Below are 14,677 nucleotides of genomic sequence, written 5' to 3'. Positions count from 1 at the left end.
CTGCTCAGCCTCGACCCGGCCGTGGCCGAGCCGGCAGTCCGGTGAATCACCGCCGGCCCGACCAGCCGCCGGCTCTGGCTGCCCGAAGCGGACGCCGATGGTCCGAATCGCTACCGATCGAGAGGACAGACATGGACACCATCACCAGGCGGCGGTTTCTGATCGCCAGCGGTGTGACGGCGGCTGCGGCGGCGAGCGCGGTGGGCGTACGGGAAATTCTGGCGACCGCCGGCGACCGTGACCCGCAGGCCAAGACGCTGGTGCTGGTCACGTTGTACGGGGGCAACGACGGGTTGAACACCGTCATCCCGTACGCGGATCCGGCCTATGCCGCTGCCCGGCCCGACTTCGCCTACTCGGCGGACGAACTGCTCGACCTCGGCGAAGGGGAAGCGCTCAACCCGGGTCTGCCCGGGCTGCACAAGCTGTTCGGCGAGAAACGGCTGGCCATTGTGCGCGGTGTCGGCTATCCGAAGCCGAACCGCAGCCACTTCCAGTCGATGGACATCTGGCAGACCGCCCAGCCCGACCGGCCCGGCACCACCGGCTGGCTGGGACGCTGGCTCGACACGGCCGGCGGCGATCCGCGGCTGGCGATCTCGTTCGAGCCGGTGCTGCCGCCGCTGCTGGCCGGGGCCAGGAGCGCGGGCGCGACCGTCCCGGGCGGCGAACTGAAGCTGCCGGCCGGAGTGACGCCGGAACTCCTGACCAGGATGGGCGCACCGGTCGCGGGCGAGCCGGCCGCGCTGGCCCGGGCGGCCGCCTGCTTCGGGGACCTGTCACGCGTACGGGACCTGGTTTCGAACGCCCCGATCGCCGAGGACGACGACGCCGACGCGCCGGCCACCGCGACCGGGGGCGCCGCGCCGCCGTTGGATCAGCAACTCGCGCTGGTCGCGCGCTGCATCGAGGCGAACGTGGCGACCCGCGTCTATTCGGTGTCGCTGGGCGGCTTCGACCTGCACGCCGACGGCAAGGACGCGCAGAAGTCGCTGCTGGCCAAGCTGGACAAGGCCCTCGCCGCGTTCGCCGAGCGCATGGCGGGCAAGGGCGTGGTCGTCGCCGTCTACTCCGAGTTCGGACGCCGGGTGCGGGCCAACGCCTCCGACGGCACCGACCATGGCACCGCGTCCAACGTGTTTCTCATAAGCGACAGCATCGAGGGCGGCCTGCACGGGGAGCCCCCGAGCCTGACCGACCTCGACGACGGCGACCTCAAGTTCACGACCGACTTCCGCGACGTCTACGCGATGCTGCTGGCCGACGTCCTGGAAGCCGACCCGGGCCAGATCCTGGACGGCTGGCGCGGCCGCCTCGATCTGGCCGGGTGACCTCTACTTCGTGGCGCGGCCGGTCAGCTTGTCGCGCAGGCGGTCGACCAGCCCGACGCCCGGCCCGACGAGCTTGTGGAACAGCTCGTTGTTGGGAGCGCCCGGGTGCGGTCGGGTCGGCGCCAGCTTCTTGGCCGTCTCGACCTTGCCGGCCAGCTCGACCAGTTCCTCGGCCGGCACCAGGCGGCGCAGTTCGGGGAACTGGTCGGACTCCTCGTCCTGCACGTGGTCGGCCAGGATGGCTTCGAGCTTGCGCAACGACTCGTCGAATTCGGGGCTGCTCACGTCGAGGTCCTCGAGGCTTTTCATCGCCTCTTCGAGCTCTTTGTGCTCCTCGACGTCGTGCTCGACCGACTTCTCGCCGTTCGGCAGGTACTTCTTCATCGCCGGGTAGACGTACATCTCCTCGGCGACCGCGTGCCGCACGAGCTCACTGATCGCCGTGTCGGTCAAGTCGCGGCGCATTTCCGGGTCGCGGATCGTCCAGATCTCGCCGATCAGGGCGGTGACGTCCCGGTGGTCGCTGGTCAGAATGTCGACGACGTCGCTGGTCATTTTCTTCTCCTAGGTAGGCGAGCGGCGGCCGCTTACCCAGGAAGGCGACGGGCACACCTCACTGCACGTTGATCACCGGGGTCACGCAGGACTTGCTGCCGTTCAGATAGAACCGGGCGAAGATGCCCACATAGGCGGACGTCGAATAGCGTTTCGTGCCCCACGGTGCTCCCGTGTCACCGGTGGCTCCGACGTCGCGCAGACTGGTCGCGGCGCCGCCCCAGATCCGTACGACCTCGCCCTTGCCGTTCGACTTCTTGACGCTGATCACCACGCGCGACGGCTTGAACGACGGCTGGGTGCTCCAGGCGACTCGGTGGACGGTGAAGCTCTTGTAATCGGACGTCGGGTAATAGGCGTACGTCCAGAACAGCACGAGTTTGCCGTTCACCCGGCAGGTGCTGCGCAGCGGGCCGACCACCTCGGCCGCCAGCGCCGGTGGGGCGAAGGCCAGCACCGACGCCAGAACCAACAAAGGGATGAGCAACAGTTTTCTCATGCCTGTCGACTATCGACCCGCGTCGACGGGTTGTCGTGCCGCACCGGTATGAAACACCTACACCTCTGGGTTGACGACCTGACCCGCGTACGCCGCTATGGTGCGCGGATGTGGTGGCGTTCCCGGTGGTGGCCGCCGGTCGTGGACGCCGTGCTCGCGGTCGCCCTGGCGGCGGTCTGCATCCTGCAGGGCCTGGACGACGAGACGGGTCGCTGGCGTCCGTTCGACCTGCCCGCGGCTGTGCTGTCGGCGCTGGCCACGCTGCCGGTGGTGTTCCGCCGCCGGGCGCCGGTGACCGTGCTGCTCGCCTGCTACGGCTTCTGGACGTGGCAGATCCTGCTCGGCTACAACCCGGTCGTCAGCACGTACGGCGTCCTCCTGGCGATGTACACGGTGGCGGCCACCCAGCCGCGCTGGATCACCGCCGTGTTCCTGACCGGATGCCCCCTGATCTGGATCATCACCGGCCTGCGGACCGGTTTCGCCTCGCCGGCCGGGGTGCTGCTGACCGGGCTGGCCGTCCCCGCCGTCATCGCCAAGGCCGGCGACAGCGCCCGCCAGCTCGCCGCCGCCCACGAGGCGCGGGCGCGGCAGGCGGTCACCGAAGAGCGGCTGCGCATCGCCCGCGAACTGCACGACGTGGTCGCCCACCACATGTCGGTGGTTGCCGTGCAGGCCGGCTTGGCCCGGTACGTGTTGCGGGCCGACCCGGTGACGGCCGAGGGCGCGATGGACACGGTGCTGGCGACCAGCGGGGAGGCGCTGGGCGAGATGCGGCGGGTGCTGTCGCTGCTGCGCGCGGACGAGGAACCGGCGGACGCGCCCGCGCCGGGGATGCCGGGGATCTTGGCTCTGGCCGACCGCGTACGCGCCGCCGGGGTGCCGGTCGACGTCGAGGTCATCGGCGAGCCGCGCCCGCTGCCGTCCGGGCTTGACCTGTGCGTCTACCGCATCGTGCAGGAGAGCTTGACCAATGTGCTCAAACACGCGGCGCCGGCGACGGCCACGGTCACCGTGCGCTACGCCGACGACGAGATCGAAGTGACCGTACGCGACTACGGGATCCGGGCCCCGGACAATCGCGAGCACGGCGGGCAGGGATTGATCGGCATGAGGGAAAGGGCCTTGCTGTACGGCGGTACGCTCGCGGCTGCGCCCCGGCCGGGCGGGGGATTCGAAGTCCGGCTGACCCTGCCGCTTCCCGCAGGGGAAAGGGGAGGGGAGGGAGAAGTCCGGGCCCGATGACCAGCGTGCTCGTCGCCGACGACCAGATCCTCGTGCGGGCCGGACTGGCCGCCCTGATCAGGGCGGCGCCGGGCTTCGAGGTGGTCGGCGAAGCGGCCGACGGCCGGCAGGCCGTCGAGCTGGCGGTCCGGCTGCGCCCCCAGGTCGTCCTGATGGACATCCGCATGCCGGGCGCCGACGGCATCGCGGCCACGGCCCGCATCGTCGCCGCCGCCCGGCCCGCGCCGCGCGTGCTGGTGCTGACCACTTTCGATCTCGACGAGTACGTCTACGCCGCGCTGCGGGCCGGCGCCAGCGGTTTCCTGCTCAAAGAGACGCCGCCCGACCGTCTGCTGGCAGCCATCCGAACGGTCGCCGACGGTGACACTCTGCTGGCACCCAGCGTGACGCGCCGGCTCGTCGAGGCTTTCGTGCCGCCCGCGCGGGCCGGCGATGCGACGCCGGCGCTGACCCCGCTCACCGCCCGCGAGACCGAGATCCTGCGGCTGGTCGGCACCGGGCGCACGAACGCGGCGATCGCCCAGTCGCTGGTGGTGAGCGAGGCGACGGTGAAGACGCACCTGGCCCGGCTCATGTCCAAGCTCGATCTTTCCAGCCGGGCCCAGGTGGTCGTGACCGCGTACGAGACCGGCTTGATCGTCCCGGGCCGTCGAGAGGTCTGATGTTTCGTCGCGCGAAGGAAACGTCTCCGAAACATTGACTCAATGCAGAATGCATTCTAGGTTGTGGCCTACGTCACGACCTGGTCACCACTGGTGACGGAGACCGCTCGAGCTCTCTCCACAGCGCGCATCACAGCCCGGCGCCCGCCGCCGGCGTCCCCTCGATCCGCCAGGAGTCCGCCCATGTCCGTGCCCACTCAGGAGACAGCCACCGAAACACGAAACGTGCCCCCGACGGTCGACGCCGTCATCGTCGGCGCCGGATTCTCCGGCATGTACCTGCTCCACAAAATGCGCGAGCAAGGCCTCACCGCCGTCGTCTTCGAAGCCGGCACCGGCGTCGGCGGCACCTGGTACTGGAACCGCTATCCGGGCGCCCGCGTCGACGTGGAAAGCCTCGCCTACTCGTACTCCTTCTCCGAAGACCTCGAGCAGGAATACCCGTGGCAGGAGCGCTACCCGACCCAACCGGAAATCCTGAAGTACGCGAACCACGTCGCCGACCGCTTCGACCTTCGCAAAGACATCGTTTTCCGTACGAGGGTCACGAGCGCCGCCTGGTCCGAAGAAGACAAAGCCTGGCTGATCCGCACCGAACACGAGGACGCCGTTTCGGCTCGATTCTTCGTGATGGCGACCGGCTGCCTGTCCGCCCCGAAACTGCCCGAGATCCCCGGCATCGAGACGTTCAAAGGCACCTCGTACCAGACGTCGCGCTGGCCGCACGAGAAAATCGACTTCACCGGCCAACGCGTCGGCATCATCGGTACGGGTTCCTCCGGTGTGCAGTCCATTCCGGTCATCGCGGAGACGGCTGACGACCTGACCGTCTTCCAGCGCACACCCTCGTACTCGCTGCCCGCCCGCAACCGCCCCCTGCGGCCGGACGAGATCGCGCAGATGCGGGAGAACTACCGCGCGTTCCGCCAGGAACAAAGGAAAGCGGCGCCGGCGTGCCGGTCCCGCTGCCGACCAAATCGGCCCTCGAAGTGCCGGACGACGAACGCGACGCCGCGTACGAGGCCGCGTGGGAAAGCGGCAGCCTGGTGAACCTGCTGTCGACGTACACGGACCTGGCCACCAGCCAGGAGGCCAACGACACCTGCAAACAGTGGATTCACCGAAAAATCCACGACATCGTCAAAGACCCGCAGGTGGCCGACGACCTCTGCCCCGAATACCCGTTCGGCACCAAGCGCCCGTGCCTCGACACGAACTACTTCGAGACGTACAACCTGCCGAACGTCCACCTGGTGAATCTGCAGCGCACGCCGCTGGTCGAAGTCACCGAGAAGGGCATCCGAACCAGCGACCGCGAGTACGAATTCGACGTCATCGTCTACGCGACCGGCTTCGACGCGATGACCGGCGCCCTGACCAACGTCGACATCCGCGGCCGCGACGGACTCTCGCTGAAAGAGACGTGGAGCGCCGGCCCGCGCACCTACCTCGGCATCGGCTCGGCCGGCTTCCCCAATCTGTTCATGATCACCGGCCCCGGCAGCCCGTCCGTCCTGTCCAACATGATCGTGTCGATCGAACAGCACGTGGATTGGGTCGCCGACGCCATCGCCCACCTCGACCGTGAGGGCCTGCGCACCATCGAGCCAAAGCCGGAAGCGCAAGAGGAATGGGTCGACCACGTCAACTTGCTCGCCAGCTACACGCTCTATCCGCGAGCCAATTCCTGGTACATGGGCGCGAACGTGCCCGGCAAGACACGCGTCTTCATGCCGTACTGCGGAGGCGTGGGCGAGTACCGCAAGAAATGCGACGACGTAGCCGCCAAAGGCTACGAGGGATTCTCACTAGCCGCCTGATCCGTCCGGAGGAGTTTGCATGTCACGTCGTGAACTGATCGACCCCGAAGTGCGGGTGCCCCTCGACCAGCTGCTCGAAGCGATGCAGGGAGGGTTCAATTCGGTCCCGGACATCGTGCAGCGCCGGGCCACCGTCGAAGCGATGCTCAGCGGCATCGAAGTGCCGGAAAACCCGAACGTCAGCAAAGAAGACCGTACGGTTCCCGGCCCCGAAGGCGAGCCGGACATCACGGTCCGCATCTACCGGCCGGTGAACGCGACCGGCACCCTGCCGGGAATCTTCTACATCCACGGCGGAGGAATGATCCTGGGCAGCGTCGAAGGCGAGGATGTGCCGGCGACGCTCATCTGCGACCAGACCAACTCGTTGGTCGTGTCGGTCGAGTACCGGCTGTCGCCGGAGCACCCGCACCCGGCGCCGGTCGAGGACTGCTACGCGGGGCTCGTGTGGATGGCCAAGAACGCGGCTGAACTGGGCTTCGATCCGGAAAGGCTGGCCATTTACGGGGCGAGCGCCGGCGGTGGACTGACGATCGCCACGGCGTTGCTGGCCCGGGACAGGGGAGGGCCGGCGCTGAAGTTCATGATGCCGATCTATCCGATGATCGACGACACGAACACTACGGCGTCGAGCGATGAGATCGTGGATATCGGGATCTGGGATCGGGCGGGGAACATCGAAGCTTGGGCCTGGTATCTGGGTGGGAAGCCGGCGGATCAGTACGCGGCGCCGACCCGGGCTTCCGACCTGGCGGGGTTGCCGCCGGCGTTCATTGACGTGGGGACGGTGGATCTGTTCCGGGACGAGGACATCGCGTTTGCTCAGAGGTTGATGGCGGCTGGGGTGCCTACCGAATTGCACGTGCACCCGGGGAGTTATCACGCTGCTGAGACGTTTGCTGCTGATGCTGCGTTGTCTCAGCGGATTTGGGCTATGCGGTTGGATGCTCTCAAGCGGGCGTTGGCCTAGTGGTTGTTGGCCCGGGAACGTTGTGTTTCCGGGCCTTATTAAACCGCGGATTTCTTGCGCTTTGACGGCCGGGGACGAGGGCGCCCACGCAAGCTGGAAAACCGTCTCTATGCTTTGCGTGAGCGCCCTCGTCCCCGGCCTTGCCGGGGATTCCCTTGTTCTAGCGTTGTGGTCGGTGCTTCTCTGGGTGCATGGCTGGGCTGGGTGGACCCGTGCGGGTTTGTGGTCTGGCTTCCGCGCTGTGGCTGAAGCTGGGCGGTTCTGTCACCCGGGCGGGCCTTCGTGGTGGGTTTCGCGTTCGTACCGTGCCGGTTGCGGTCGCCTTCGGCTCCGTCTTGGTCATTCGTGTGCTGAGCATTCGGTTCAAGGCTCGGCCGAACCGCAACGGGCTTGGGACTTCCTAGTGAGCGTCGAATCCGCGCCGTTGCTCGGTGACGTCGGCAGCGGCGTCAGGGGAGGGGTGGTGGCCCTCCTTGTGGGGGAACTGAGCCTCGCGGGGTGGCAGGATTTTGTCGGGTCCGACCGCGGTAGTGGGGATTGAGGTTCGCAGTTCTCTTAAAAGGTTGCCTCAGGCTTGGGGGCTCTCCGGGCGACGGCAGTCGCCGCTCATCGTGAGGGCGAGAAGGACGCAAGCCGCTCTTTGCTTGCGTCCTTCTCGGCCTTGCGATTTGCTCTCGGCTGTCGTTGAACGGAGAGCCCCCAAGCCCACCTGGCGTCGCCATCGCCAGAGTGCTCTCCAGCGATGGCCGGGGTTCGGGGCGGAGCCCCGAGGTCTTCAAACAGCAGGATTACTGTCGCTGGGGATGCGGGCGTGCAGGTGCATGTCGTGGCGGCCGTCGGCGTGGGGGGCCTCGTTGCGTTTGGTGCCCTCCAGGGGGAAGCCGGCCTTCGTGGCTGCGCGGCAGGACGGGGTGTTGCGGGTGGAGTGGCTCAGGTGCAGGCGCTCGAAGCCGGAGGCGAAAGCCCACGTGCTGACACCGGAAAGGGCGCTCGGGGCTACGCCTGTGCCGCGGGCGACGGGGAGCACCCAGTAGGCGAAGCCGGCGATTCCGGCGTGGAGGTCGAAGTTGCCCAGGGCGATGCGGCCGACAACCTCGCCGGTGCGGGTGATTGCCCAGCTGGCGCCGCGTTCGTGGGTCCAGTTGGTGCGGTAGAGGGCGAACCACTCGAGCACCTGCGCCTCGGAGGCGGGGTGCCGGGGATGCCACTGCTGGATGGCGGGATCGTCGTAGGCGCTGAGGAACGCGGGGGCGTCGGCCGCTTCCCAGGGGCGCAACGTGAGGCCGGTTGGGGTGGTGAGCTCCGGCTGTGGGTAAGCGGCGAGTGTGCCGGGGAGGATGGACGGGGGCAGGCTCACGCGAGCACGGTAGCGGGTGGGGCTAAGGGCGGTGGGCTCGGATGATGGCGGCGTGCATGCCGTCGGCGTAGGGGCTCGTGAACTCGACCGTGGCGTTGGTGAAACCGGCGGTAATCAGGCCCCGCAGGTACTCGGAGCGGGAGAGCGCGCCGGCGATGCACGAGGACCAGTCGCCGACCACCGAGCGCTGGTCGGGGGTCAGGTGGTCTTCGGCGACCACGTCGGAGATGCCGAGGCGGCCGCCGGGGCGCAGGACGCGGTGCATCTCGGCGAAGACGGCGGGCTTGTCGGCCGACAGGTTGATGACACAGTTCGAGATGACCACGTCGACCGAGGCGTCCGGCAGCGGGATGGCCTCGATGTGGCCACGGTGGAACTCGACGTTGGTGGCGCCGGCCTCCGCGGCGTTGCGGCGGGCCAGTTCGAGCATTTCGTCGGTCATGTCCAGGCCGTGGGCCTTGCCGGTCGGGCCGACCCGGCGGGCCGACAACAGCACGTCGATGCCGCCGCCGGAGCCCAGGTCGAGCACCGTCTCGCCGGGGTTGAGGTCGGCCACCCGCAGCGGGTTCCCGCAGCCCAGGCTGGCCCGGACGGCGGCCTCGGGCAGTTCGCCGCGCTCGTGACTTGCATGCGGTTTCGATGCATGTCAACCTCGGCGCATGTCGAAATCAGGGGTCGCGGATCAGGACGCCGCCTGCTGCCCGCCGATGACGCAGCAACGGCTCGATCCGGGCGCGGCGGCCGATCTGTCGGTCGCGTTCAAGGCGCTCGGCGACCCGGTGCGGCTGCAGCTGATGTCAATGATTGCGTCGGCGCCGGACGGCGAGATCTGCGTCTGCGACCTGACCCCGGCCTTCGCGGTCTCCGGCCCCACCATCTCGCACCACCTCAAGACCCTGCGCGAGGCCGGCCTGGTCGACGCCGAGCGCCGGGCCAGCTGGGTCTACTACCGCCCTCGCCCCGGTGTGCTGCGACAGCTCTCCGCGCTGCTCAACCCGGACGAGTCATGAGCGGGACGAAACCGGCCGTGGTCCGGCGGATTCGCGACGAGATTCGCGTACGGGTTGCGGGTCTGATTTCTGTTGTCGCGGCGGGCGGGCGGCATCTACGGCAGTGAGGCGGCTCCGGCTTTCCCCGGGCGGAGGCGCGATCCCCCGCTGTCGAAAGGAAAGTCATGTCCAAACGTGTGATCCTCGCGGTCACCGCCGTCGCGATCGTCGTACCGGCTGGAATTGCTGTCAGTTCGTTGTTGCCTGCCTCGGCGGCTGCGGTCACGCCCGTGGGCGACGGGGTGTACACGCTCGCGTCCGGGTCTAGTGGCAAGTGTGTCGATGTGGCCGGGGCTTCGGTCGAGAACTCGGCGCTGCTGGTTCAGGTGGCGTGCGGGTCGGCCACTAGCCAGCGGTGGAAGGCCGTGGCGCGCGGGTCGGGGCAGTTCAACCTGGCCAACGGCAACAGCACCCGCTGCATCGACGTGCCGAGCGCTTCGACGACGTCGGGGACGCAACTGCAGCAGTACGGCTGTGGTGACGGCACCAAGACGAATCAGCTGTGGACGTTCGCGGCCTCCGGCGCGGCGTCGGGCAAGTTCATCGTGAAGAGCGTCGCCACGGGGCTGTGCCTGAGCAACAAGGACGGTTCGACGGCGGGCAACAACCCGATCGTCGAGGAGACGTGCTCCGACATCGCGCGGATGCAATGGTCGTTCAACTACGTCTCGGGGCCGACCTCGCCGACCACGCCGCCGCCGAGCGGCACCACCGGGCGTCAGATGGAGGATCTGGACCGCGGCCTGGTCAGCGTGCGGTCGGGCAGCGGCAACCTCGTGTCGTGGCGGCTGCTGGGCACCGAGGCGCAGAACACCGGCTTCAACGTGTACCGGGCGGGCACGAAGCTCAACAGCACGCCCATCACGGCGTCGACCAATTACCTCGACGCAGGCGCGGCGGCCAATGCCTCGTACACGGTCAGGGCTGTTGTCAACGGCGCCGAGCAGGCCGATTCGAACGCCTCGCTGAGCTTCGCCAACGGCTACCTCGACGTGAAGATGCAGGTGCCGGCCGGTGGCACCACGCCGGACGGGGTCGCCTACACGTACTCGGCCAACGACGCCTCGGTGGGCGACGTCGACGGGGACGGCGTGTACGAGATCTTCGTGAAGTGGGATCCGTCGAACTCCAAGGACAACTCGCAGTCGGGCTACACCGGCAACGTGTTCGTGGACGCGTACAAGCTCAACGGGACGCGGCTGTGGCGCATCGACCTCGGGCGGAACATCCGGGCCGGGGCGCATTACACCCAGTTCCAGGTGTACGACTACGACGGCGACGGCAAGGCCGAGATCGCGATGAAGACGGCCGACGGCACCCGCTCGGGCACCGGTGTCGTGATCGGCTCGTCGAGTGCCGACCACCGCAACTCGTCGGGTTACGTGCTGTCGGGGCCGGAGTTCCTGACCATGTTCAGCGGGCAGACCGGCGCGGCGCTGTCCACGGTCAACTACACGCCGGCCCGCGGCACGGTCAGCTCGTGGGGCGACTCGTACGGCAACCGGGTCGACCGCTTCCTGGCCGGCACCGCCTATCTCGACGGGCAGCGGCCCAGCCTCATCATGGCGCGCGGCTACTACACGCGGGCTGTGATCGCCGCCTGGGACTTCCGCAACGGCACGCTCACCAGCCGGTGGACCTACGACTCGGGCAACAGCAACACCGGCGCGTACGGCCAGGGCAACCACCAGCTGTCGATCGCCGACGCGGACGGCGACGGCAAGGACGAGATCATGTACGGCGCGGCCGCGATCGACGACAACGGCAGCCTGCTGTGGCGGTCCGGGCTCGGCCACGGCGACTCGCTGCACGTGGGCGACCTGATCCCGTCGCGGGCCGGCCTCGAGGTGTACCGGCCGTCCGAGAGCACGTCGCAGCCGACCGACGCGATGCTCGATGCGCGCACAGGTGCGCGCATATGGACACATGCATCGTGCGGTTGCGACAACGGACGCGCAGTAGCGGGCGACATTTACGCAGGAAGCGCCGGCGCCGAGGCGTGGTCATCGTCCGTTGATGGCCTTTCGAACACGAACGGCCAGAACATCGGCCGCAAACCGTCGTCCACGAACTTCCTGATCTGGTGGGACGGCGACCCGGTGCGCGAACTGCTCGACCAGACCCGCATCGACAAGTACGGCACGAGCGGCGACACCCGGCTGCTCACCGCCTCCGGCGTCGCCTCGAACAACAGCACCAAGGCGACCCCGAACCTGTCGGGCGACCTGTTCGGCGACTGGCGGGAAGAGGTGATCTGGCGGCTGAGCGATTCGTCGGCGCTGCGCATCTACGCGACGCCGACCGTCACCGACCGGCGCATCCACACGCTGATGCACGATTCGCAGTACAGGGTGGCCGTGGCGTGGCAGAACACCGCCTACAACCAGCCGCCGCACCCCAGCTTCTTCCTGGGCAACGGCATGGCCACCCCGGCGCAGCCGACCATCTACGTCCGCTGATCGCCTAGCAGTGCGGCAAGCTCGGTGCGCGACGTGGCGCCGAGCTTGCCGAACACCTTGCCCAGGTGCCATTCGACGGTGCGGGCGCTCAGGAACAGCTGGGCGCCGATCTCGGGGTTGCTCAGGCCGTCGGCGGCCAGCCAGGCGATCAGCGACTCGCGGTCGGTCAGGGCGGCCGGGGCGACGGTCTTGCGGCGGCGGACGGCCCGCTCGCCGGTGGCCATCAGCTCCCGGCGGGCGCGGTCGGCGTACGCCGCCATGCCCATGTCCTCGAACATCTCGCGAGCCTCCCGCAATGAAGCGCGGGCCTCGTCGAGGCGGCCTTCGGCGCGCAGCCACTCGCCGAGCAGCAGGCGGGCGCGCGCCTGCTCGGTACGGATGCCGGCCCGCCCGAACAGCTCGATCGCCTCGACGTACAAGGAAAAGTCGCCGGCGAGAAGGGCGCGGCCCAGCGCCTCCTGGCCGCGCCCGAAGTCCGTGCCGTCGTGGGTGGTCGCCGTGAGCTGGTCCAGCGCGCGGGCGGCCTCGTCGTGCGCGCCGACCTTCACCGCGGCCTCTATCAGCTGCGGCAGCGCCCACAACGAGACGAACACGTGGTTGTCGTCGACGGCGAGCCTGGCCTCGGCGTACGCGTCGGCATGCCGCCCGTGGCCGCTCGCGAGCACGGCCGAGACCCAATGGGCGTACGTGGCTTGGGATTGCTGCCCGAAGCCGGCCACCGCATGCAGCGCCTCGACGTGCGGGGCCAGCCGGACCGGATCGCCGCGCAAGGCAGCCAGAAAGGCCGTGGTGGACGGCGGCATCTGGCTGCCGGTGATCTCGCAGATGGCCGCCGTCTCGGCCATGTGGGCCTCGGCCGACGCGAAGTCGCCCCGCCACGCCTCGGACAGCGCCAGCGCCACCAGGTCGAGCGGCAGCTGGTCGAGCGCGCCGGTCGCGCGGGACGCCGCCACCTGACGGGCATTGATCTCGTACGCCGCGTCGTCGTCCCAGATGACGGCGGTGGCCAGCCAGCCGAAGGCCAGGCCGTCCTCGCGGGTCAGGCCGCTCCCGGCGAACTCGCGGGCCACCCGGCGCAGGGCCGGCGCGGCGGCGGCCGGACCGTCGATGAAGATCGTGGCCAGCGCGTCGAGCAGCCGGTCGGTCGGGCCCGGATCGGCCGGCGCGGGCAGGGCCCGGGCCGCGTACGCGATCTCGGTCATCGACCCCGGCCCGGTCATCCGCCCGGCGAACGAGGCGGCCCGGATCGCCTCCAGATAGCTCACCCGGGCCAGGCCGGGATCGAGCGGCGTGAGCCGTTCGGCCGACCGGATCAGCACGGCCAGCGCGTCCTCGCCGACCCCGGCCACGAACGTGATGCGGGCTCGCAGCTGATCGGCCTGCGCGGCGGCGAACGGCGGCAGGGGACCGGCGGCGGCCGCGTCGAGCAGTTCGAGGGCGCGGCCGAAAGCGCCCGAGGCCATGGTGATCCCGGCCGCAGCCAGCGCTCGTTCGGCGTGCCGGGCCGGATCGGGGGTCAGGCGCACCAACTGCTCGCGGAACGCGGCCGCGGCGGCCAGCCCGCCCCGGGACTGCGCGCGCTCGGCTGAGCGCTCGAGCTCGGCTGCCACCTGTTCATCCGTACCGGAAACGCTCTGGGCCCGATGCCAGGCGCGGCGGTCGGGATCGGACGCCGGGTCGGTCACCTCGGCCAGCGCGGCGTGCATCTCGCGCCGGGCCGGTTCGGACGCCGACCGGTAGGCCACCGAGCGCACCAGCGGATGCCGGAAGTGGACGCGCTCGGTGAACTCGAGCAGGTGGGCCTCGGCGGCCGGCATCGCGGCCTGCGGCGGGATGCCCAGCCGGCGCGCCGCGCGATGCACGAGAACCGGATCGCCCGACGGGTCGGCCGCGGCCAGCTGCAGCAGCCGCCGCGAGGGAGCGGGCAGCGCTTCCATCCGGCGCAGGAAGCCCTCCTCCAGACGGAGCGAGATCGACGGCACCGCCGGCAGCCCGAAACCGCCCGCGAAGTCGGCCGTGGTCATGCTGCGCGGCAGTTCGAGCAGCGCCAGCGGGTTGCCCTGAGCCTCGGTGACGATCCGGTCGCGCACCTGGTCGTCGAGCGGACCGGACAGGTTCGCGTCGAGCAGTTCGCGCGCGTGCGACGGGTCGAGACCGCCGAGATCGAGCACCGGCAGCCCGGTCAGGTGAGCGCTCGGTTCGCGGGCCCCGAAGACCAGCCCGACCGGGTCGGCCGCGAGCCGCCGGGCCACGAAGCCGAGGGCCTGCGCGGAGGCCTGATCGAGCCACTGCTCGTCGTCGACGACGCAGATCAGCGGACGGTCGCCGGCGGCGTCGGACAGCAGGGTGAGCAGAGCCAGCCCGACGAGGAAGCGATCCGGAGCCGGGCCGGGGCTGAGGCCCAGAGCCGTCCGCAGAGCGGTGCGCTGCGGGGCCGGCATCTCGTCGAGGCGGTGCAGGATCGGCTCGACCAGCAGATGCAGGGCTGCGTAGGCCAGCTCCATCTGGGACTGCACGCCTGAGACCGGCAGCACCCGGAACTCGCTCGCGCGCCCGGTGAGGTAGTCCAGCAGCGCGGTCTTGCCGACGCCGGGGTCGCCCCGGACGATCAGGGCCTGGCTGCGGGCGGATCGGACGGTGTCGAGGAGCCGGTCGAGCGACTCCCGTTCGGTCTCGCGATTCATCAGCGCCGCCATGACAAGCCCCCCTCGGCGGTTCGGCACGATGGTC

12 protein-coding genes and 1 pseudogene are annotated in these 14,677 nt (G+C 69.4%); 8 read left to right on the top strand and 5 right to left on the bottom strand.

The window, feature by feature from the left end:
• Nucleotides 1–131: 131 nt before the first annotated feature.
• Nucleotides 132–1,331, top strand: coding sequence for a DUF1501 domain-containing protein (locus OWR29_RS47205; RefSeq protein ID WP_267570255.1), 1,200 nt, complete (start codon nt 132–134; stop codon nt 1,329–1,331).
• A gap of 3 nt (nt 1,332–1,334) precedes the next feature.
• On the opposite strand, the gene OWR29_RS47200 is transcribed toward OWR29_RS47205, so the two are convergent.
• Nucleotides 1,335–1,886: a hemerythrin domain-containing protein gene (locus OWR29_RS47200; protein ID WP_267570254.1), complete on the bottom strand. Its 552-nt coding sequence runs from the start codon at nt 1,884–1,886 to the stop codon at nt 1,335–1,337.
• Between the two features lie 58 nt (nt 1,887–1,944).
• Nucleotides 1,945–2,385, bottom strand: coding sequence for a hypothetical protein (locus tag OWR29_RS47195; protein WP_267570253.1), 441 nt, complete (start codon nt 2,383–2,385; stop codon nt 1,945–1,947).
• Nucleotides 2,386–2,493: 108 nt separating this feature from the next.
• On the opposite strand from OWR29_RS47195, the gene OWR29_RS47190 reads away from it, so the two are divergent.
• From OWR29_RS47190 to OWR29_RS47170, 5 genes are all read left to right on the top strand, one after another.
• Nucleotides 2,494–3,630 (top strand): sensor histidine kinase, encoded by a 1,137-nt coding sequence (locus OWR29_RS47190; protein WP_267570252.1) that lies wholly within the window; start codon nt 2,494–2,496, stop codon nt 3,628–3,630.
• Nucleotides 3,627–4,292: a response regulator gene (locus tag OWR29_RS47185; RefSeq protein WP_267570251.1), complete on the top strand. Its 666-nt coding sequence runs from the start codon at nt 3,627–3,629 to the stop codon at nt 4,290–4,292. The genes OWR29_RS47190 and OWR29_RS47185 overlap by 4 nt, the downstream gene beginning before the upstream one ends.
• Nucleotides 4,293–4,517: 225 nt before the next feature.
• A complete protein-coding gene (locus tag OWR29_RS47180; RefSeq protein WP_267570250.1) occupies nt 4,518–5,342 on the top strand; it encodes a flavin-containing monooxygenase in 825 nt (274 codons plus the stop codon).
• Nucleotides 5,282–6,112 (top strand): flavin-containing monooxygenase, encoded by an 831-nt coding sequence (locus OWR29_RS47175; protein WP_267570249.1) that lies wholly within the window; start codon nt 5,282–5,284, stop codon nt 6,110–6,112. Before OWR29_RS47180 ends, OWR29_RS47175 begins: the two co-directional genes overlap by 61 nt.
• Nucleotides 6,113–6,131: 19 nt before the next feature.
• Nucleotides 6,132–7,082: an alpha/beta hydrolase gene (locus OWR29_RS47170; RefSeq protein ID WP_267570248.1), complete on the top strand. Its 951-nt coding sequence runs from the start codon at nt 6,132–6,134 to the stop codon at nt 7,080–7,082.
• A gap of 775 nt (nt 7,083–7,857) precedes the next feature.
• On the opposite strand, the gene OWR29_RS47165 is transcribed toward OWR29_RS47170, so the two are convergent.
• Both OWR29_RS47165 and arsM read right to left on the bottom strand, forming a co-directional pair.
• Complete coding sequence (locus OWR29_RS47165) at nt 7,858–8,439, bottom strand: GNAT family N-acetyltransferase (protein WP_267570247.1); 582 nt, start codon at nt 8,437–8,439, stop codon at nt 7,858–7,860.
• A 22-nt stretch (nt 8,440–8,461) separates the two neighbouring features.
• A pseudogene (arsM, locus tag OWR29_RS47160) lies at nt 8,462–9,049 on the bottom strand (arsenite methyltransferase); the annotation flags it as partial.
• A gap of 49 nt (nt 9,050–9,098) precedes the next feature.
• Here arsM and OWR29_RS47155 point away from each other — a divergent pair.
• Nucleotides 9,099–9,449 carry an ArsR/SmtB family transcription factor gene (locus OWR29_RS47155; RefSeq protein ID WP_267570246.1) on the top strand — a complete coding sequence of 117 codons (351 nt, stop codon included), beginning with the start codon at nt 9,099–9,101 and terminating at the stop codon, nt 9,447–9,449.
• 164 nt (nt 9,450–9,613) lie between these two features.
• Nucleotides 9,614–11,947, top strand: coding sequence for a rhamnogalacturonan lyase family protein (locus tag OWR29_RS47145; RefSeq protein ID WP_324291319.1), 2,334 nt, complete (start codon nt 9,614–9,616; stop codon nt 11,945–11,947).
• Here the strand turns inward: OWR29_RS47145 and OWR29_RS47140 are convergent.
• Entirely contained in the window at nt 11,935–14,643 is a 2,709-nt protein-coding gene (locus OWR29_RS47140; RefSeq protein ID WP_267570245.1) for an AAA family ATPase, read from the bottom strand. The genes OWR29_RS47145 and OWR29_RS47140 overlap by 13 nt on opposite strands.
• Nucleotides 14,644–14,677: the final 34 nt, after the last annotated feature.

Origin of the sequence: Paractinoplanes pyxinae (assembly GCF_026626335.1) — a bacterium.
Lineage (GTDB): Bacteria > Actinomycetota > Actinomycetes > Mycobacteriales > Micromonosporaceae > Actinoplanes > Actinoplanes pyxinae.
This window is presented reverse-complemented; position numbering and strand designations above follow the sequence as displayed.

Coding starts and splice junctions, on each gene's coding strand:
- OWR29_RS47205 (WP_267570255.1), top strand. CDS start 132: ATGGACACCATCACCAGGCGGCGGTTTCTGATCGCCAGCGGTGTGACG.
- OWR29_RS47200 (WP_267570254.1), bottom strand. CDS start 1,886: ATGACCAGCGACGTCGTCGACATTCTGACCAGCGACCACCGGGACGTC.
- OWR29_RS47195 (WP_267570253.1), bottom strand. CDS start 2,385: ATGAGAAAACTGTTGCTCATCCCTTTGTTGGTTCTGGCGTCGGTGCTG.
- OWR29_RS47190 (WP_267570252.1), top strand. CDS start 2,494: ATGTGGTGGCGTTCCCGGTGGTGGCCGCCGGTCGTGGACGCCGTGCTC.
- OWR29_RS47185 (WP_267570251.1), top strand. CDS start 3,627: ATGACCAGCGTGCTCGTCGCCGACGACCAGATCCTCGTGCGGGCCGGA.
- OWR29_RS47170 (WP_267570248.1), top strand. CDS start 6,132: ATGTCACGTCGTGAACTGATCGACCCCGAAGTGCGGGTGCCCCTCGAC.
- OWR29_RS47155 (WP_267570246.1), top strand. CDS start 9,099: ATGTCGAAATCAGGGGTCGCGGATCAGGACGCCGCCTGCTGCCCGCCG.
- OWR29_RS47145 (WP_324291319.1), top strand. CDS start 9,614: ATGTCCAAACGTGTGATCCTCGCGGTCACCGCCGTCGCGATCGTCGTA.
- OWR29_RS47140 (WP_267570245.1), bottom strand. CDS start 14,643: ATGGCGGCGCTGATGAATCGCGAGACCGAACGGGAGTCGCTCGACCGG.